At 65.0% G+C, this 18,101-nt stretch carries 16 protein-coding genes and 1 riboswitch; of the genes, 10 read left to right on the top strand and 6 right to left on the bottom strand.

The genetic code is table 11. The features are described from left to right. The first annotated feature begins 155 nt into the window (after positions 1–155). From ftsE to ABID59_RS32790, 4 genes are all read left to right on the top strand, one after another. Positions 156–815 carry a cell division ATP-binding protein FtsE gene (gene ftsE, locus ABID59_RS32775; RefSeq protein WP_148751700.1) on the top strand — a complete coding sequence of 220 codons (660 nt, stop codon included), beginning with the start codon at positions 156–158 and terminating at the stop codon, positions 813–815. Then, positions 808–1,776 carry a cell division protein FtsX gene (locus tag ABID59_RS32780; protein ID WP_148751702.1) on the top strand — a complete coding sequence of 323 codons (969 nt, stop codon included), beginning with the start codon at positions 808–810 and terminating at the stop codon, positions 1,774–1,776. Before ftsE ends, ABID59_RS32780 begins: the two co-directional genes overlap by 8 nt. 72 nt (positions 1,777–1,848) lie before the next feature. Continuing rightward, the gene (locus ABID59_RS32785) at positions 1,849–2,553 is read left to right on the top strand and encodes a YdcF family protein (RefSeq protein ID WP_354086096.1); all 705 of its coding nucleotides are present in this window, start codon (positions 1,849–1,851) and stop codon (positions 2,551–2,553) included. Positions 2,554–2,564: 11 nt separating this feature from the next. Further along, positions 2,565–3,338, top strand: a complete 774-nt coding sequence (locus ABID59_RS32790) for a lysophospholipid acyltransferase family protein (protein ID WP_148751705.1) — start codon at positions 2,565–2,567, stop codon at positions 3,336–3,338. Here the strand turns inward: ABID59_RS32790 and ABID59_RS32795 are convergent. After that, positions 3,335–3,946 (bottom strand): gamma-glutamylcyclotransferase, encoded by a 612-nt coding sequence (locus tag ABID59_RS32795; protein WP_354086097.1) that lies wholly within the window; start codon positions 3,944–3,946, stop codon positions 3,335–3,337. The genes ABID59_RS32790 and ABID59_RS32795 overlap by 4 nt on opposite strands. A 110-nt stretch (positions 3,947–4,056) precedes the next feature. Here ABID59_RS32795 and ABID59_RS32800 point away from each other — a divergent pair, with 110 nt between their 5' ends. Further along, positions 4,057–5,241: a DUF2125 domain-containing protein gene (locus tag ABID59_RS32800; RefSeq protein ID WP_354086098.1), complete on the top strand. Its 1,185-nt coding sequence runs from the start codon at positions 4,057–4,059 to the stop codon at positions 5,239–5,241. A gap of 281 nt (positions 5,242–5,522) precedes the next feature. Further along, positions 5,523–7,091: a hypothetical protein gene (locus tag ABID59_RS32805; protein WP_354086099.1), complete on the top strand. Its 1,569-nt coding sequence runs from the start codon at positions 5,523–5,525 to the stop codon at positions 7,089–7,091. A gap of 40 nt (positions 7,092–7,131) precedes the next feature. Here ABID59_RS32805 and ABID59_RS32810 read toward each other — a convergent pair whose 3' ends face one another. Genes ABID59_RS32810 through ABID59_RS32820 form a run of 3 tightly spaced genes read right to left on the bottom strand, consistent with a single transcriptional unit; the run spans position 7,132 to position 10,044 of the window. Further along, positions 7,132–8,067: a prephenate/arogenate dehydrogenase family protein gene (locus ABID59_RS32810; RefSeq protein ID WP_354036952.1), complete on the bottom strand. Its 936-nt coding sequence runs from the start codon at positions 8,065–8,067 to the stop codon at positions 7,132–7,134. Continuing rightward, positions 8,064–9,161: a histidinol-phosphate transaminase gene (hisC, locus tag ABID59_RS32815; RefSeq protein WP_354086100.1), complete on the bottom strand. Its 1,098-nt coding sequence runs from the start codon at positions 9,159–9,161 to the stop codon at positions 8,064–8,066. Before hisC ends, ABID59_RS32810 begins: the two co-directional genes overlap by 4 nt. A gap of 34 nt (positions 9,162–9,195) precedes the next feature. Continuing rightward, the gene (locus tag ABID59_RS32820; protein ID WP_354086101.1) at positions 9,196–10,044 is read right to left on the bottom strand and encodes a chorismate mutase; all 849 of its coding nucleotides are present in this window, start codon (positions 10,042–10,044) and stop codon (positions 9,196–9,198) included. 173 nt (positions 10,045–10,217) lie between these two features. Then, positions 10,218–10,297, top strand: a riboswitch (SAM riboswitch). Positions 10,298–10,390: 93 nt separating this feature from the next. On the opposite strand from ABID59_RS32820, the gene metX reads away from it, so the two are divergent. Together metX and metW are read left to right on the top strand one after the other, a co-directional pair. After that, positions 10,391–11,593 (top strand): homoserine O-acetyltransferase MetX, encoded by a 1,203-nt coding sequence (metX, locus tag ABID59_RS32825; RefSeq protein ID WP_354086102.1) that lies wholly within the window; start codon positions 10,391–10,393, stop codon positions 11,591–11,593. 29 nt (positions 11,594–11,622) lie between these two features. Further along, on the top strand, positions 11,623–12,285 hold the full coding sequence (metW, locus tag ABID59_RS32830) for a methionine biosynthesis protein MetW (protein ID WP_148751712.1): 663 nt from the start codon (positions 11,623–11,625) through the stop codon (positions 12,283–12,285). A gap of 108 nt (positions 12,286–12,393) precedes the next feature. Here metW and ABID59_RS32835 read toward each other — a convergent pair whose 3' ends face one another. After that, the gene (locus tag ABID59_RS32835) at positions 12,394–13,257 is read right to left on the bottom strand and encodes an alpha/beta fold hydrolase (RefSeq protein WP_354086103.1); all 864 of its coding nucleotides are present in this window, start codon (positions 13,255–13,257) and stop codon (positions 12,394–12,396) included. Positions 13,258–13,473: 216 nt separating this feature from the next. On the opposite strand from ABID59_RS32835, the gene ABID59_RS32840 reads away from it, so the two are divergent. After that, positions 13,474–14,127, top strand: coding sequence for an NlpC/P60 family protein (locus tag ABID59_RS32840; RefSeq protein ID WP_354086104.1), 654 nt, complete (start codon positions 13,474–13,476; stop codon positions 14,125–14,127). Between the two features lie 124 nt (positions 14,128–14,251). Here ABID59_RS32840 and ABID59_RS32845 read toward each other — a convergent pair whose 3' ends face one another. Continuing rightward, complete coding sequence (locus ABID59_RS32845; protein WP_354086105.1) at positions 14,252–15,040, bottom strand: MOSC domain-containing protein; 789 nt, start codon at positions 15,038–15,040, stop codon at positions 14,252–14,254. A 242-nt stretch (positions 15,041–15,282) separates the two neighbouring features. Between ABID59_RS32845 and clpB the strand changes: the two genes are divergently transcribed. Then, entirely contained in the window at positions 15,283–17,922 is a 2,640-nt protein-coding gene (clpB, locus tag ABID59_RS32850) for an ATP-dependent chaperone ClpB (protein WP_354086106.1), read from the top strand. Positions 17,923–18,101: the final 179 nt, after the last annotated feature.

The following is an 18,101-nucleotide window of genomic DNA, read 5'->3' on the forward strand; positions in this document are numbered from 1 at the left end:
GACTTCTAAGGAAGGATAGTTCTAAGATGCTGCCTCGGATGCTACAGGGCGACCGTTAACGAACCGGAAACCATAACGGTCGCACAACCCCTTGATTGCATGCGGCGAAACCTTGCTGGCGTGCGACCTGCGTCCCCTCTCGAACGGAGCTGAGCTTGGTTCGGTTCGAAAATGTCGGATTGCGCTACGGTCTGGGGCCGGAGGTCCTGCGCGACCTCAGTTTCCAGATTCCGGCGCATTCCTTCCAGTTCCTCACCGGCCCGTCCGGCGCCGGCAAGACGTCATTGTTGCGCCTGTTGTTCCTGTCGCATCGGCCGACCCGTGGCCTCGTCAATCTGTTCGGCCACGACATCTCCCGGCTTGGCAAGGACGAGATCGCGGATCTGCGCAAGCGCATCGGCATCGTGCTCCAGGATTTTCGCCTGCTCGACCACATGACGACCTACGAGAACGTGGCGCTGCCGTTCCGCGTCATGGGCCGCAGCGAATCGAGCTATCGCAAGGAAGTCATCGACCTGCTGCGCTGGGTCGGGCTCGGCGAGCGCATGGATGCGCTGCCGCCGATCCTGTCCGGCGGTGAGAAGCAGCGCGCGGCAATCGCGCGCGCGGTGATCTCGCGGCCGCAGCTGTTGCTTGCGGACGAGCCGACCGGCAGCGTCGATCCGACGCTCGGGCGGCGACTGCTGCGGCTGTTCATCGAGCTCAACAAATCCGGTACCGCCGTCATTATCGCAACCCACGACATCGCGCTGATGGACCAGTACGAAGCGCGCCGCTTCGTGCTGCATCAGGGCCGGCTGCACGTCTATGAGTAGGACCGACGAGCGCGGCGTATTGGTCGATCTCGGACAGGAACGTCCGCAGCTGCCGGCCAGGGCGCGCAACATGTCGCCGATCGTGCCGCGCGCCTCGATCCACGGCCGCGCGCTGGTCGCCGTTGTCGCCATCATGACTTTCCTCGCCTCGATGACGACGGGCACCGTGCTGCTGGTCAGCGCCTCGGCCGCGGAATGGCAGTCCGATGTCGCGAGCGAGATCACCATCCAGGTCCGCCCGCAATCCGGACGCGACATCGAGCGCGATACCGCTGCCGTCACCGAGGCGATGCGCGCGCAGGCCGGCATCGTCGAGGTCAAGCCGTTCACCAAGGAGGAGAGCGGCAAGCTGCTCGAGCCCTGGCTCGGCACCGGGCTGTCGATGGACGATCTGCCGGTGCCGCGCATGATCATTGCGCGCGTGCAGCCGGGCACAGCGCTCGATCTCGGCGCCTTGCGCGCCCGCTTGACGCAAGTGGCGCCAAGCGCCAGCGTCGACGATCACCGCGCCTGGATCGAACGGATGCGCTCGATGACCAACGCCACCGTGCTCGCCGGCATCGGCATCCTCGCGCTCGTCATCGTCGCAACCATCATTTCGGTTTCGTTCGCGACCCGCGGCGCGATGGCGGCGAACCGCCCGATCGTCGAGGTTCTGCATTTCGTCGGCGCCGGCGACCGCTACATCGCCAATCATTTCCTGCGGCATTTCCTCAGGCTCGGCCTGGAAGGCGGCGTCATCGGCGGCGGCGTCGCCATGCTGTTGTTCGGCTTCTCCGAGTCGATCGCGGGCTGGTTCTCCGGCACCCCGGTCGGCGACCAGTTCGCGGCCCTGCTCGGCACCTTCTCGCTGCGGCCGTCCGGCTATGTGGTGCTCGCGGTGCAGGCCGTCCTGATCGGCGCCATCACAGCGGTCGCCTCGCGCCAGACCCTTTTCTCGACACTGAACGACGTGGATTGAGCCCGACAAACCGGACTCCACTTCGCCTCAAAACGTCCTAAAATAATCCGGGGAAGGGATCACCGACATCATATGACCTCGCCGATCGACGACACATCGCCGAAACTGCCGCGCGGCTGGCTGCGCGCGACCGTCGTGTCGACGATCGCGTTCGTTTTCGTCGGCGCAGCGGCGGGCTTCGTCGCGTTCCTGTCGCAATTGCGCGGCGCCGAGATTGCGCCGGACCGCAAGGCTGACGGCATCGTGGTGTTGACCGGTGGATCCTCGAGGGTCTCGGATGCAATGGAGCTGCTGGCGGCCGGCTACGGCAAAAGGCTCCTGATCTCGGGCGTGCATCCGACCTCGACCGCGAGCGACATCTCCCGGACGCTGCCGGAGAACCAATCCTTCATGGCCTGCTGCGTCGATCTCGACCGCACCGCGCTCTCGACCCGCGGCAACGCGGCGGAGGCGCGGCGCTGGGCCGAGGGGCGCGGCTTCAAATCGCTGATCGTGGTCACCTCGAACTATCACATGCCGCGCGCGCTGGTGGAATTCTCGCATGCCATGCCGGGGACCACGCTGGTTCCGTTCGCCGTGGTCGGCGACAAATGGCGCGAGGAGCCGTGGTGGACCTCGGCCTCGACGCTGCGGCTGCTGTTGTCCGAATATGTCAAGTACGTCGCCGCCGAGCTCAGGGTGCGGCTGGAAGATTTCGGGATTGACCTTTCCCCCGAACTGTCGGAGCAGCCTGCGGGCCTGCAATCCAGGCGGCCCGCCACCGCACAGGCCAATTGATCGGATTCTTGATGTTCCTGATTTTCCTGCGCTCGCTGCTGTTCAACGTGCTGTTCTACGCGGTGCTGGTGTGCCTCGCGATCGTGGCGCTGCCGACCTTCGCCTTGCCGCCGCGTGCCATGCTGACGGTCGCGAGATGGTGGGCGAAGGCGACACTGGTCCTGATGCGCGTGGTCTGCAACATCAGGGTGGAATTCCGCGGCGTCGAGAAGATCCCGCAGGGACCGCTGGTGATCGTGGCGAAGCACCAGTCGTTCTGGGAGACCTTCGTGTTGCTGGGTTTCTTCAATCGCCCGATCTTCATCCTCAAGCGCCAGCTCATGCAGATTCCGGTGTTCGGCCAGTTCCTGGTCAAGACCGGGATGATCGCGATCGACCGCAATGCCGGCGTCAAGGCGCTGCTGGACATGACACGTCGCGCGCGCGAGACGGTGCGTGCAGGCGGCCAGCTCGTCATCTTTCCGGAAGGCACGCGCCGTGCGCCGGGAGCACCGCCGGACTACAAGACCGGCTTTGCACAGATCTACTCGTCCTGTGGCGTGCAGTGCCTGCCGATCGCGCTCAATTCCGGCCTGTTCTGGCCGCGCCGCACCTTCATGCGCTATCCCGGCACGCTGGTGGTGGAGTTCCTCGATCCGTTGCCTCCGGGCCTGCCCAAGGGTGAGTTTCTCGCGCGCGTGCAGACGGCGATCGAGGATGCGACCGCTCGCATCGTCGAAGCGGGCCGCAACGAGCAGGAGCAGTTGATCGGCAGCGCGCCGAGCTACGCTCCCTCGGAGAGCTAGCGGTTCTCTCGATCTTCCGCGGGAGCGGGCGCGTGCAGCGAATGCGCGTCGCCATGCAGCATGGTCGCGAGCTGATGCAATTGCGTGTCGCGAAAGCCTTCGGCCTCGATCGCCTTCACGGTCGCCGTCACGTAGTCGCGGTTGGCGCCGGACTGGCCGTGACCCTGCAGCACATGGCGGTGCTGGTCGGCGAGCGACAGCCGGCCGGCGTACTGCACATGACCGCGGTCGACGACATAGGCGAGTGCCGAGACGCGCTCGCGCGCTTCGTTCTCCAGCCACACCGAGCGCATCACCTCGCGATAGACGGAGGTCACCTGCTCGCGCGCCCGCAAATAGGCGACCACGTCGGCACGGTTCTTTTCAGCGATGCGGAAGGCGATGCCGCGGCAGGCGCCGCCGCGGTCGAGGCCCAGCACCAGGCCCGGCTGCTCCGGCGTGCCGCGATGCACGAAGGAATAGACGCAGAGCGCGCGATGCTCGCCGACCAGCCGCGCCGGGATGCGCTCCTCGAATTCGAAGCCCGGCCGCCACATCAGCGAGCCGTAGCCGAACACCCAGAGGTCGCCCTTGGCGCTGGTGACGGAGGGGAGGGTGATTTCCGACATTTCGGGCACGGCTAGCAGAACCGTGCCCCCAAGCGAAGCGAATTCTCCGCCTTTCGTCGGGGGCCGGCCTCGCTTACATTTGACAAAATCTGGGGTCAAAGGGTCGCCGCATGTCCAATATGACTATTGCCGCAGGCCGGCGCTCCCGTTGGGGGCTCTTCATTGCTCCCGTCCTCCTCCTGATCCTCGCCATCGCCTGGAGCGGCTTCTGGTTCTATGCGGCCTCGCAGGCCGAGGTCGCGGCCGATGCCTGGCGCGCGCAGGAGGCCAAATCCGGCCGCATCTATGATTGCGCCAAGCGCTCGATTGCCGGCTTCCCGTTCCGCTTCGAGGTCCAGTGCTCCGGCGCCAACGTCGCCCTGGTCTCGCAGAATGCGAGCAAGACGCCGTTCACGGCCAAGCTCGACAACATTCTGGTTCTGGCGCAGGTCTACGATCCCAAGCACGTCATCGCCGAATTTTCCGCGCCGGCAACGCTGACTGATAGCGTCACGCAAAACACCTTCGTGGTGAACTGGAGCAACGGCCGCAGCAGCGTGGTCGGCTTGCCGGCCATCCCGGAACGCGCCTCGATCGTGTTCGATGATCCCAGCATCGTCAGGCTTGATGGTTCGGTGCAGGTGCCGCTCGCGCGCGCCAAGCAGATTGAGCTGCATGGGCGCATCGCGGACGGATCGCCGGCCGATCATCCTGTGATCGAGACCGTGCTCCAGATCGCGCAGGGCAGCATCCAGGGCGTTCATCCCTTGCTCGCCGAGCCGTTCGAAGCCGACACGCGCGCGAAGATCACCGGGCTTTCCGATCTCACCCCAAAACCCTGGCCGCAGCGCTTCCGCGAGATCCAGGCCGCCGGCGGTCACATCGAGATCGTGCAGTCGCGGATCCAGCAGGGCGAGATGATCGCGGTCGCGGCCGGCACGCTGGGCCTCTCGGCCAATGGCCGACTGGATGGCGAATTGCAGATGACCGTGGCCGGTCTTGAACGCGTCATCCCGGCGCTCGGCATCGAGAAGATGCTGGAAGAGGGCGTGCCGCAGGCAACGCTCGATCGCGTCGCGCCCGGCGTGAAGTCCAAGGACCTCAACAATCTCTTTGGCGCGCTCGACCGTGCCGTTCCCGGCCTCGGCAAGGTCATCAAGCAGAACGCCAATGCCGGCGTGGCCGCCGGCATCAACTCGATCGGCACCGAGAGCACGCTCGAGGGCAAGAAGGCCCGCAGCTTCCCGCTGAAATTCGTCGACGGCGCCGTGCTGCTCGGCCCGGTCCAGGTCGGCCAGATTCCGCCGCTGTACTAGCTGTCGTCACTCTCACTGGCTACGTCACGGCCGCTTCGCCTAATCGTGATGGTCCCGGTCGGGCCCAATGCGCGCTGCATCACCGGCGCGGCGATCGCGCGCGTGCGGATCGGGCGAGCGGCGAAAATATTCCGGACATGATCGTCAGGAAAACGTGACGCAGAAGATGCGCAGGCCTGCGAATAACTGCTCGCCCATTCGCATCACTCCACACCAGGGAAGCATGCACGCGCCGGAGGCGCAACCAACAGCACCTGCTTCCCAAGTGGAGGGAGGCTTACGTGCGGATCATCAACAGCGGACTGATGCTGGGACTACTCGCTGCCTGTTCGGGACAGGCGCGTGCCGACGACAATGTCACAACCGAAATCCAGGCGCTGAAGACCAAGCTGAAGGAGCTGCAGCAGAAGGTGGATTCGGAGGCGCGTAAGACGCGTCAGGTCGAAGTGCAGGCCAAAGCCATGCCGATGCCGGGGACCTACAAGGCGCTGCCCGTCGAGGCATGTGCGGGCGGCAAGATCTGCTACAAGGGCGTCACGCTGACATTCGGCGGCTGGGTCGATCTCACCGGCATCTACCGTTCCCGCAACATCGCCTCCGACACCGGCTCGGTCTACAATTTCATTCCCTATCAGCAGAGCCACAATTTCTACTTCCCGGAGACGCGGTTCTCCGCGCGCCAGAGCCGGTTCTCGGTGCTGGCCGAAGGCAATGCCGATCCCGATACGCATCTCGCGGGCTACGGCGAAATCGACTTCGAGGGCGCGGCGCAGACGGCGAGCTCGGTTGCCACCAACTCCTTCAATCCGCGGATGCGGCAGCTCAGTCTCGAGCTCGACCGGACCGATCTCGGCCTGCACTTCCTCGCCGGCCAATCCTGGTCGCTGAACGCGCCGACCAAGACGGGCATCGATCCTCGCGGCGTCGACGCGCCCGGCGTGATCGACTTCGAATCCGTTCCGGGATTTCTGGCGGCACGCCAGCCAGGTCTGCGCGTCTGGAAGGATCTCGGGCCCGAGTTCAAGCTCGCCGCGTCGGTCGAAAATCCGCAGACCGCCTTCTTCGGCGGCAACATGCCGACGGTCGGTACGCCCGCGGCCGGTCCGCAGGGCGTGCTCAATCCGAACCTCCAGGTCAATCTGACCGGGCCGGGCGGCAGCTTCTTCAACAACCTCAACAATGTCAGCTTGAACCAGGTGCCCGACGTCACCGTCAAGGCGGCGTGGGACCCGCGGCTCGGGCCCTACAAGCTGCATGTCGAAGCCTGGGCGCTCTATCGCCAGCTGTTCGATCGCTTCAATGGCGCCAACCACGGCTACGACACCGGCAGCTTCGGCGGCCACGTCTTCGCCGAGCTGATTCCGAAGACCCTCGACCTCCAGCTCTACGGCGCGCATGGCGTGCTCGGCCGCTTCACGGCGACGCCGTTCCCCGATGCGGCGGTGGCGCAGGACGGCACGGTGCTGCCGCTGACGATCACGGCGGCCGCGGTCGGCCTGATCTGGCACGCGACGCCGAGCCTCGATGTCTACAGCTACGCCGGTCTGGAAAAGGCCAAGGCCAGTTTTGCCAATGTCGGGATCACTCCGTTCGGCTACGGCAATCCGCTCTACAACAACACCGGCTGCTTCACCGAGAACACGCCGGCCGCGACCTGTAACGGTAACACCAGGGAAGTCCGGCAGATCACCGCCGGCATCTACGACACCATCTACCAGGGCAACTACGGCACGCTGAAAGCGGGCGTGCAGTATTCCTACACGCAGCGGTTCGCCTTCGCCGGTGTCGGCGGCGCGCCCAAGACCGACGACAACATCGTCATGACGCAGATCCGGTACTATCCGTTCTAGGCAGGGAGCCGCGCTTGCGCCCCATCCGGGTTTACTTCAGCTACGGCTTCTTCAGCGCCGCATGCGGCCGGCCGAAGTCCGGCGCTGCCGAATCCTGGCCGATCTCGACGATGCCGCGGCGGATGGCGCGGGTGCGGGTGAAGTGATCAAACAGCGCCTCGCCGTCGCCGCGACGGATCGCGCGGGTGAGCTTTGCGAGATCCTCGGTGAAGGTGCCGAGCATCTCCAGCACCGCGTCCTTGTTGGCGAGGAAGACGTCGCGCCACATCGTCGGATCGGAGGCCGCGATGCGGGTGAAGTCGCGGAAACCGCCGGCCGAGAACTTGATGACCTCCGATTCCGTCACCTGCTGCAGCTCGTCGGCGGTGCCGACGATGGTGTAGGCGATCAGATGCGGCAGATGGCTGGTGATCGCGAGCACGAGATCATGATGATCCGGCGTCATCACCTCGACCTTGGCACCCATTGCCGCCCAGAAGGCGCGTAAGTGCGCGGTGGCCGCGGCGTCGGTGCCTTCCGGCGGCGTCAAAATGCACCAGCGGTTAATGAAGAGCTCGGCGAAGCCGGAATCCGGGCCCGAATGCTCGGTCCCCGCGACCGGATGCGCCGGCACGAAATGAACATCCTTCGGCAGGTGCGGCGCCATGTCCCTGACGATCGCGCCCTTGACCGAGCCGACGTCGGAAATAACAGCGCCGGGCTTGAGATGCGCAGCAATCTCCTGCGCCACCGGCCCGCAGGCGCCGACAGGAATGCAGAGGATGACGAGATCGGCATCCTTCACCGCTTCCGCGTTGGTCGCGACGACCTGGTCGACGATGCCGAGCTCGAGCACCCGCGCGCGGGTCTTCTCCGAGCGCGCGGTGGTGACGATCTCGGAAGCCAGCCCCTGGAGCTTCGCTGCGCGCGCGATCGAGCCGCCGATCAGGCCGAAGCCGATCAGCGCGACGCGCTGGAAGTGCGGGTCCACGCTCATTTGCCGGCCATGAAGTCGCGCAAGGCCTCGGCGACGAGGCGGTTGGCCTCCTCGGTGCCGATGGTCATGCGCAGCGAATGCGGCAGGCCGTAGTTTTTCAACGCGCGCAGCACCAGGCCGCGCTTGGTGAGATACGCATCGGCGTCGTCAGAGGTCTTGCCCTTGTCGGTCGGGAAATGGATCAGCACGAAATTGGCGACGCCCGGCGTCACCTTCAGCCCGACCTTGGTGATCTCCTCGGTCAGCCAGTTGCGCCAGGTCTCGGTGAACTGCTTCGACATCGCCTGGTGCGCGGTGTCCTCGATCGCGGCGACGGCGGCGTACATCGCCGGCGTCGACACGTTGAACGGACCGCGGATGCGGTTGACCGCGTCGATGATGTGCTCGGGGCCGAACATCCAGCCGATGCGCAGTGCGGCGAGACCATGGATCTTGGAGAAGGTATGCGTCACCACCGTGTTGTCGGTGGTGGCGACGAGTTCGATCCCCATCTCGTAGTCGTTGCGAGAGACGTAGTCGCAATAGGCGGCGTCCAGCACCAGCAGCACGTGCGAGGGCAGGCCGGCGCGCAGGCGCTTGACCTCGTCGAACGGGATATAGGTCCCGGTCGGGTTGTTGGGGTTGGCGAGCCAGACCAGTTTCGTGCGCGGCGTCACCACCTCGAGGATGGCGTCGACGTCGCAGGTCAGGTTCTTCTCCGCCGCGATGACGTTCCTGGCGCCGACCGCCATGGTCGCGATCGGGTAGACCAGGAAGCCGTGCGTGGTCGAGATCGCCTCGTCGCCATGGCTGAGATAGGTGTGGGCGAGCAGGTTGAGGATTTCGTCCGAGCCGGCGCCGCAGATGATGCGGTTCGGATCGAGCCCGAACGAACGGCCGATCGCCTCGCGCAGCACGCGCGAGGTTCCCTCGGGATAATCTTCCAGATGGTCCGCCACGCGCTTGAAGGCCTCGATCGCCTTGGGCGAGGGTCCGAACGGCGTCTCGTTGGCCGAGAGCTTGAACACCTTGCGGCCCGGCTCCGCGACCGGGCTCTTTCCGGGCGTGTAGGGCGCAATATCGAGAATGCCGGGATTCGGCACGGGGCGGGACATCTTCAACTCCGGTGTGGCCAGGTCAGTTCGCGACTTACGATTTCGACCCGGTCGGGGGCACCGTATAGCGCGTTGCGTGGCTGCCGACGAGGGCCGTGGAGCGCACCGAGGCCCCTGCTTCGATCAGGGCAGCCCTGATTTTGTCGATGCTGGAGGCGCTCGTGACCGAGACCAGCAGCGCCGCGCCGTCGAAGGCGGTATCGGGCACCGCCACGATCTCGGCGAGCGGCGACAGCGCCCGCGCGACCTCGACGTTCCACCCGGATACACGCACACTGAAGGTCTCGACCTCCGTCACCACGGCGCTGTCGGCGACGCGCGAGACCGCGAACACGGGCAACGCCGCCGGATGGTCGGCGCGCTCGACGAAGGGCATCCGCGCAATGATTTTTGGCGCGCCGTCCGCTTCCAGCTCCAGCCACCACGGCGTGCGGCTCGAAGTCGCCGAGACCAGCGCCAGATCGCCCTTGGACTTCGCCACCGCTTCGACCGCTGCCTGCGCGCTGAAATGCGCGACGTAAGGAACCGTGAAGCCGAAATGGAAGCGCACCGAATCGCGCATCGCCGGCTCGCTCACCGAGACGTCGGCATGCACGGAGAACGGCGCCTGGACATAGGTGAATGTGGAGATGATGACGCGCCAGATGCTCTCGACCGTGTCGAGCGGCAGGATGCCGCGATGACGTTGCACGATGTCGCGCATCATGGAGGCTTCGCGCGCCGGGCGGAACGCCGAGCCGACCTCCTGGGTCTGCTTCACCTGGATCAGGCGGTCGATGATGTCGCCGCGCTGCATCAACAGGCGATGCATGCCCTCGTCGATCGCGTCGATCTCCTTGCGCAATTCCTGGAGCGATGGTGGCGCGGGCGGACGTTGGGACATATCTGCGACGTGCTGTTGAGAGGCTGTGGTCGAGGTTCTGATTAGGCAGGATGGGCGGCGAAAGCAAAGAGAAATGCAAAGAGAAGTCAGGCCCGCGTCGGCTGGCAGCACGGGAGCGAATTTGGCTCATCCGAACCGCGACTTGACGAAAAGCGCCCAAGCCGGTAGGTTTTTGCCTGTTCCGTGGTCATTTGAGCCGGCCGGCTTGCAGCCACGTTAAAAAACTCGCTAAACAGGCCGGGGACACTTCCGATCCCGGCCGAACCTATCGTTCAGGCCGGGTTTTTTATGGCCTGATGTCAGTCGCGATCTGAAGTCCGATCGCAAACGAGGTCGATGGTCAGAGATGGTTGGCGTCAAGTCTGTCCCCAGTCCCGCGATCAGTGCCGACGATCGGTCGCATGAGGTCGATCATCCGAGTTCGGAGGTCGCGCAGTTCGGCGCCGACCAACCGCTGCGGCTCGATTGCGGCATCGATCTCACCCCGTTCCAGATCGCCTACAAGACCTATGGCGAGCTCAACGCCGATCGGTCCAACGCCGTGCTGATCTGCCATGCGCTGACCGGCGATCAGCACGTCGCCAATGTGCACCCCGTCACCGGCAAGTCCGGCTGGTGGGAGACGCTGGTCGGCCCCGGCCGTCCGCTCGATCCCAGCCGCTACTTCATCATCTGCTCCAACGTGATCGGCGGCTGCATGGGCTCGACCGGGCCGGCCTCGATCGATCCCGCGACCGGCAAGGTGTGGGGCCTGGATTTCCCCGTCATCACCATCCCCGACATGGTGCGCGCGCAGGCGATGCTGATCGACCGGCTCGGCATCGACACGCTGTTCGCGGTCGTCGGCGGCTCGATGGGTGGCATGCAGGTGCTGCAATGGACCGCGGCCTATCCCAAGCGCGTCTACTCGGCGCTGGCGATTGCCTGTTCGACGCGGCACTCGGCACAAAACATCGCCTTCCACGAGCTCGGTCGTCAGGCCGTGATGGCCGATCCCGATTGGCACAATGGCGCCTACGCCGATCAGGGCATCCATCCGCATCGCGGCCTCGCGGTCGCGCGCATGGCTGCACACATCACCTATCTCTCGGACGCCGCGCTGCATCGCAAGTTTGGCCGCCGCATGCAGGACCGCGAGCTGCCGACCTTCTCGTTCGATGCCGATTTCCAGGTCGAGTCCTATCTGCGCTACCAGGGCTCGTCCTTTGTCGAGCGTTTCGACGCCAACTCCTATCTCTATCTCACGCGCGCGATGGACTATTTCGACATCGCCGGCGACCATGGCGGCGTGCTGGCAAAGGCGTTCGCCGGAATCGAGACGCGCTTCTGCGTGGTCTCCTTCACCAGCGACTGGCTGTTCCCGACCTCGGAATCGCGTGCGCTGGTGCATGCGCTGAATGCGTCGAGTGCGCGGGTGTCGTTCGCCGAGATCGAGACCGATCGCGGCCACGACGCCTTCCTGCTCGACGTGCCTGAATTCTTCGACATCTCCCGCGCCTTCCTGCAATCGGCAGGCAAGGCGCGCGGGCTCACCGGCAAGAATGACTGACCGGGAATGACTGACAAGGACGGCTAGCGATGTCTGTACAGGAAGTGCTGCCGCTCAACGGCCTCGCTGCGGAGCAGTCCGGCCCGTTTCGCGCCGACCATCTGCTGGTCGCCGAGATGGTCAAGCCGGGCTCGAAAGTGCTCGACGTCGGCTGCGGCGAGGGCGATCTGCTTCAGTTGCTGGAGACCCGCGGCATCGACGGCCGCGGCATCGAGCTGTCGCGCGCGGGCGTCAACCGCTGCGTGGCAAAGGGCCTCGCGGTGGTGCAGGGCGACGCCGACACCGACCTCGTCAACTATCCCGACGACGCCTTCGACTATGTGATCCTGTCGCAGACGCTGCAGGCGACGCGCCAGCCCAAGGTCGTGCTGGAGAATCTTCTGCGCATCGGCCGCCGCGCCATCGTGTCGTTCCCCAATTTCGGCTTCTGGCGGATGCGCCTGCAGCTCCTGGTCGGCGGCCACATGCCGCGCACGGAGAATCTGCCGGCGAGCTGGTACGACACCGCCAACATCCATTTCTGCACCATCAAGGATTTCGTCGAGCTCTGCGACACCATCGGCGTCAAGATGGAGCGTGCCGAAGCGCTCGACCTCTACGGCCGTCCGCTGCGGCTGCGATTGCCATGGTGGGTGTGGAATCTGTTCGGCGAGCAGGGCGTGTTTTTGCTGAGCCGCGGGCAGGGGAAGTAATTTATCGTCATTGCGAGCGGAGCGAAGCAATCCAGAATCCCACCGCGGAAAGATTCTGGATTGCTTCGCTGCGCTCGCAATGACGGAGTGCGAGCCAAGGCCTTCGCCCTAATGCGCCGCCGCCGACCTTGGGTCGCGCACCGGCCACCGTCCCGCTTCCACCAGCGTCACGAACCGCTCCACGCTCGCGTTGAACAGCGCGGGCTCTTCGAGATTGAGCACGTGACCGGACTTCGGAAACATCGCGAGCCCCGCTGCCGGCAGATGCTTCTTCAGGAACAGGCTAGCCCCCACACACGGATCATCCTCGTCGCCGCAGATGATCAATGCCGGCGTTGCCACGCCTCTGATCGCATCCGTCATGGTGTAGATCGAGGGACGGCCGCCCTGGAAGCCGCGCATGGTGTTGGCCGAACCCTTGGAATCGTGCCGCGCCAGCGCGGCGTAGAAATCGGCGTGGCCGCGCGGGTCCTTCACCAGGAATGGAATCCGGCTCGGCGCCTCGCGGGTGACTTTTGCGACCTCGGCGGAGCCGAGCGCCTCGAATTGCTCGGCATTGGCACGGCACTGCTTGCGCCAATTGTCGAGATTCTCGATCTCCGAGCCGGAGCCGACGCCGGCAAGCGTCATCGACAGTGCGCGCTGCGGCGCGTTCAATCCGATCTGGAGCGATGAATAGGCGCCCATCGAAAGACCGACGAGATGCGCGCGCTCGATCCTGAGATGATCGAGCACCGCGAGCGCGTCGGTGTAGAAATGTTCGTAGCTGTAGACCTCACCCGCCGGCACATCAGATGGCGTGTAGCCGCGCGCGGAATAGGTGATGCAGCGGTGGCCGCGCGAGAAGTAACGCATCTGCGGCTCCCAATTGGAGTAGTCGGCCGCGAACTCGTGCAGAAAAAGTATCGGCGTTCCCTGACCCGATTCTTCAAAATAGATGCGGACGTTGTCCCTGGTCGTGGCATGGGGCATTAACCGTTTCCCTCTCTTCAAGCCGTGAGTTCAGAATCGCAGTTAATGCTGTTGTCCGCAATGAGGCAGCCTCGAGCCAGCACTGACGCAAGATCATCGCAGCTATTCGCGGCCGCGGCGTCTTTTTCTCGCCACATCGGGCGGCTTAACGGCCAGACGGATGTCGGCCCACCGCATGGGCCGATTGGAAGTGGGGGTGTCAACGAAGGATGAAGAATGTTCGAGTTGTTTGCGTCTCGCCTGTCGCGTTGTGTTGTCGCGCTGGCGATCTTCTTCGCGGCGGTTGCCGCGTTCGTTTCTCCGGCCTCAGCGCGGCCGCATCATCGTCATAGCGCAGAGCGGCACGCTTACGTGCATCACGCCAGACTTAATCACTATCGCCATCATGCACGCAGTTCGCGCTTCGAGCGCGGCGCGGCGCAGTTGCAGGCGAGCGGCTTTGCCGACACGCAGGCCAGTTACAATCCGAACGCCGGCGGCGGCATGGCCCATAACGGCATGGCTGCAAGCAGTGGCTTCGGCGGCGGGTCGGGTCTCGTCTCCGAGGCACGCCGCTACATCGGCGGCAACCCGACCGGACGCGGCAGCCTGTGGTGCGCGCGCTTCATGAACATGGTGCTGCAGCACACCGGCCATCAGGGCACCGGCTCCGACATGGCGAATTCGTTCGCGCATTACGGCACGCGTGTCTCCGGTCCGCAGGTCGGCGCCATCGCGGTGATGGGGCGGCGCGGCGGCGGTCATGTCGGCATCATCACCGGCGTCGACGCGCAGGGGAATCCGATCATGATCTCCGGCAACAACGGCAACCGCGTCCGCGAGGCGCCGATCTCGCGCGGCCGGATCTATGCGTATGTGATGCCGAATTGAGGCGACGGTGCGTAGGGTGGGCAAAGGCGCGCAAGCGCCGTGCCCACCAGCGATGTCTCAAAGTCTGAGAACCGGAATGGTGGGCACGCTTTCGCTTTGCCCACCCTACGGCAGTGGTGCTAGCTCACACCAGCTTCGGCTCTTCCACGACAACCTTATCACCCACGCCGATCTCGCCGTCAGCGATGACCTCGGCATAGATGCCGCAGTCCATGTGGCCGAGATTGCGCGAGAGCGTGGGCGGAATTTCGAGATCGCGCTGTGCGGTCTCGGGGTCGACATTGGTGGCGGCGCAGCGCTTGATGCGCTTGACCACCTTTAGCCGGGCCTGCCCGATCGCAAGCGTCTCTCCGACCAGGTCGAGCTCGGACCACGCCGGCCAGCCCTTCACGTAAAGATTGGCGCGGAAGCGCAGGGGATTGACGGCAGTACCGCCGAGCATGGTCTCGATGGCGCGAACGCTGTTGAGATTGATGATGGAGACGACCTTGCGGGCGACGTCGGAAAAGCTGTGGCCGTGGCCGGACAGCACCTTGGGCGGACCCTTCAGCTCCGGCTGGAAATTCTCCGTGAAGTAGCCCTCGATGGCGGCGCGCCCCGCCGCGCTCTCGAGATCGCCGCTGGCGACGATCCGGCCGTCCTTGCGGATGGTAAGGCTGTTGGTCGCGTCCTCGAACCGGCTGTCGAGGGACGCCAGCCGCTCATTGCGGGCCAGCATCAGAAACTGGATTTTCGGCTTCCACTCCGGAGCCTCCGGGTCGAACCCGCTCGGGCCGTTCTCGATGGCGTAGCGGCGGTCGGCGGGGAGGGTCTGGCCGGTCCGCAACGGGACCCGGGCCAGGGATTCCGGCGTCAGGCCCTTGATCGGATAGCGGTAGAGGCCGCTGATTTCGGCAGTCTGGCTGATTGTCATAGGCCTACTTAGGGGATTCGCTCCGTGCCCGCCAAGCCGGCCGATCAGCGCACGAAATTGTGAACGTTCCTCTTCCGATCCGAGGGCACGCTTCCCACATCTGGGTCAGGCCGGCGCCAGCGTCGGCTGATAACGACCGCTGATGCGTTGAGGAACGTCAACGTATAAGCGGAAACCCAATGAAGATGCCGTTTGGGGTGCCTTAGAGGGCCCCAGGGGCAGGCCGAGGGAAAGAAAAGACCATGAATATCGAGAAGTATACTGAACGCTCCAGGGGCTTCGTCCAGTCCGCGCAGTCGCTTGCGGTGCGCGAAGGCCACCAGCAGTTTTCAACCCTGCACGTCCTGAAGGTGCTGCTGGACGACAATGAGGGGCTGGCTGCCGGTCTGATCGACCGCGCCGGCGGCAATTCCCGCGCGATTCTGAAGGCGACCGAGGACGCCCTCAACAAGGTGCCGAAGGTCAGTGGCGGCGGTGCCGGCCAGATCTATCTGGCGCCCGAGCTCGCTCGCACGTTCGATGCGGCCGAAAAGGCCGGCGAGAAGGCCGGCGACAGCTTCGTCACCGTCGAGCGGCTCTTGCTCGGTCTCGCACTGGAGAAGACCAGTGAGGCCGGCACAATCCTCGCCAAGGGCGGCGTCACTCCGCAAAATCTCAACGCCGCGATCGAGGCGCTGCGCAAGGGCCGCACGGCCGACAGCGCGACCGCCGAGAACGCCTATGACGCGCTGAAGAAATATGCCCGCGACCTGACCCAGGCTGCGCGCGACGGCAAGCTCGACCCGGTCATCGGCCGCGACGAGGAGATCCGCCGCACCATCCAGGTGCTGTCGCGCCGGACCAAGAACAATCCCGTCCTGATCGGCGAGCCCGGCGTCGGCAAGACCGCCATCGCCGAGGGCCTCGCGCTGCGCATCGTCAATGGCGACGTGCCCGAGAGCCTCAAGGACAAGAGGCTGCTGTCGCTCGATTTGGGCGCGCTGATTGCGGGTGCAAAATACCGCGGTGAGTTCGAGGAGCGGCTGAAGGCCGTGCTCCAGGAGGTCACTGGGAGCGACGGCAATTTCGTCCTGTTCATCGACGAGATGCACACGCTGATCGGCGCAGGCAAGGGCGATGGCGCGATGGACGCCTCCAACCTGCTCAAGCCTGCGCTTGCGCGCGGCGAGCTGCACTGCATCGGCGCGACCACGCTCGACGAGTACCGCAAGCACGTCGAGAAGGATGCGGCGCTGGCGCGGCGCTTCCAGCCGATCTTCGTCAGCGAGCCCTCGGTCGAGGACACGATCTCGATCCTGCGCGGCCTGAAGGACAAGTACGAGCAGCACCACGGCGTGCGGATCACCGATTCCGCACTCGTGGCCGCGACGACGCTGTCCAACCGCTACATCACCGACCGTTTCCTGCCTGACAAGGCGATCGACCTCGTGGACGAGGCCGCGGCGCGGCTGAAGATGCAGGTTGATTCCAAGCCGGAAGAGCTGGATTCGCTCGACCGCGAGATCATCCGGCTCAAGATCGAGCAGGAGGCGCTCAAGAAGGAAACCGACCTCGGCTCCAAGTCGCGTCTCGAAACGCTCCAGAAGGAGCTCGCCGACCTTGAGGAGAAATCTGCGTCGCTGACCGCGCGTTGGAGCGCCGAAAAGAGCAAGCTCTCCGACGCCCAGAAGCTCAAGTCCGAGCTGGACGCGCTGCGCGTGGATCTCGCCGACGCGCAGCGGCGCGGCGAGTTCCAGAAGGCCGGCGAGCTGGCCTATGGCCGGATCCCGCAGCTCGAGAAGCAGCTCGCCGAGATCGAGGCGCGTGAAGGCTCCGGCGAGATGATGGAGGAGGCTGTTACCGCCGACCACGTCGCGCAGGTGGTTTCGCGCTGGACCGGCGTGCCGGTCGACAAGATGCTGGAGGGCGAGAAGGAGAAGCTCCTGAGGATGGAGGAGCAGCTCGGACGGCGTGTCGTCGGCCAAGCCGAGGCCGTGCGTGCAGTCGCGACCGCCGTGCGACGTTCGCGCGCAGGCCTGCAGGATCCGAACCGGCCGACCGGCTCGTTCATGTTCTTAGGGCCCACCGGCGTCGGCAAGACCGAGCTGACCAAGGCGCTCGCCGAGTATCTCTTCAACGACGAGACCGCGATGGTCCGCCTCGACATGTCCGAATACATGGAGAAGCATTCGGTCTCGCGGCTGATCGGCGCGCCTCCGGGCTATGTCGGTTATGACGAGGGCGGCGCGCTCACCGAAGCGGTGCGGCGCCGGCCCTATCAGGTCGTGCTGTTCGACGAGATCGAGAAAGCGCATCCGGACGTCTTCAACGTCCTGTTGCAGGTGCTCGATGACGGCCGCCTCACGGATGGCCAGGGCCGTACCGTCGATTTCCGCAATACGCTGATCATCATGACCTCGAACCTCGGTTCGGAATTTTTGGTGAATCAACCCGAGGGCGAAGACACCTCTGCCGTGCGTGAGCAGGTGATGGGGATGGTCCGGGCACATTTCCGTCCCGAGTTCCTGAACCGCGTCGACGAGATCATCCTGTTCCATCGCCTGCAGAGGAGCGAGATGGGCCGGATCGTCGAGATCCAGTTCGCGCGGCTGCAGAAGCTGCTGACCGATCGCAAGATCGTGCTGACGCTCGACGCTTCGGGGCGCGACTGGCTCGCGGCCAAGGGCTGGGATCCCGCCTACGGGGCTCGCCCGTTGAAGCGGGTGGTGCAGCGCTATCTCCAGGATCCGCTCGCCGAGATGATCCTGGCCGGCGACGTCCGGGATGGCGATACGGTCGCGATCTCGTCCGAAGGCAACGTGCTGACCTTCAACGGCAAGGCGTCGCAAACCGCTGAGATCGCCCAGTTCGAGGCGCCGGTACCGAAGCGCAAGCTGAACTGATCGTCGCGATCACGGCAAAACGAAAGCGCCCTGGAGAGGCCATGCTTCTCCGGGGCGAATTTTTTGGTCAGCCCGGCCGGCTTGCTAGAGCGTTAGCCCATCTGACTGAATCGTTGGGGATTCACAAATCAGCGTTTTGGTGATTCAAGCTACCCGCCGGGACGGGAGGCCGGCGGGCA

Source organism: Bradyrhizobium sp. S3.3.6, assembly GCF_040546905.1.
Taxonomy (GTDB): domain Bacteria; phylum Pseudomonadota; class Alphaproteobacteria; order Rhizobiales; family Xanthobacteraceae; genus Bradyrhizobium; species Bradyrhizobium cytisi.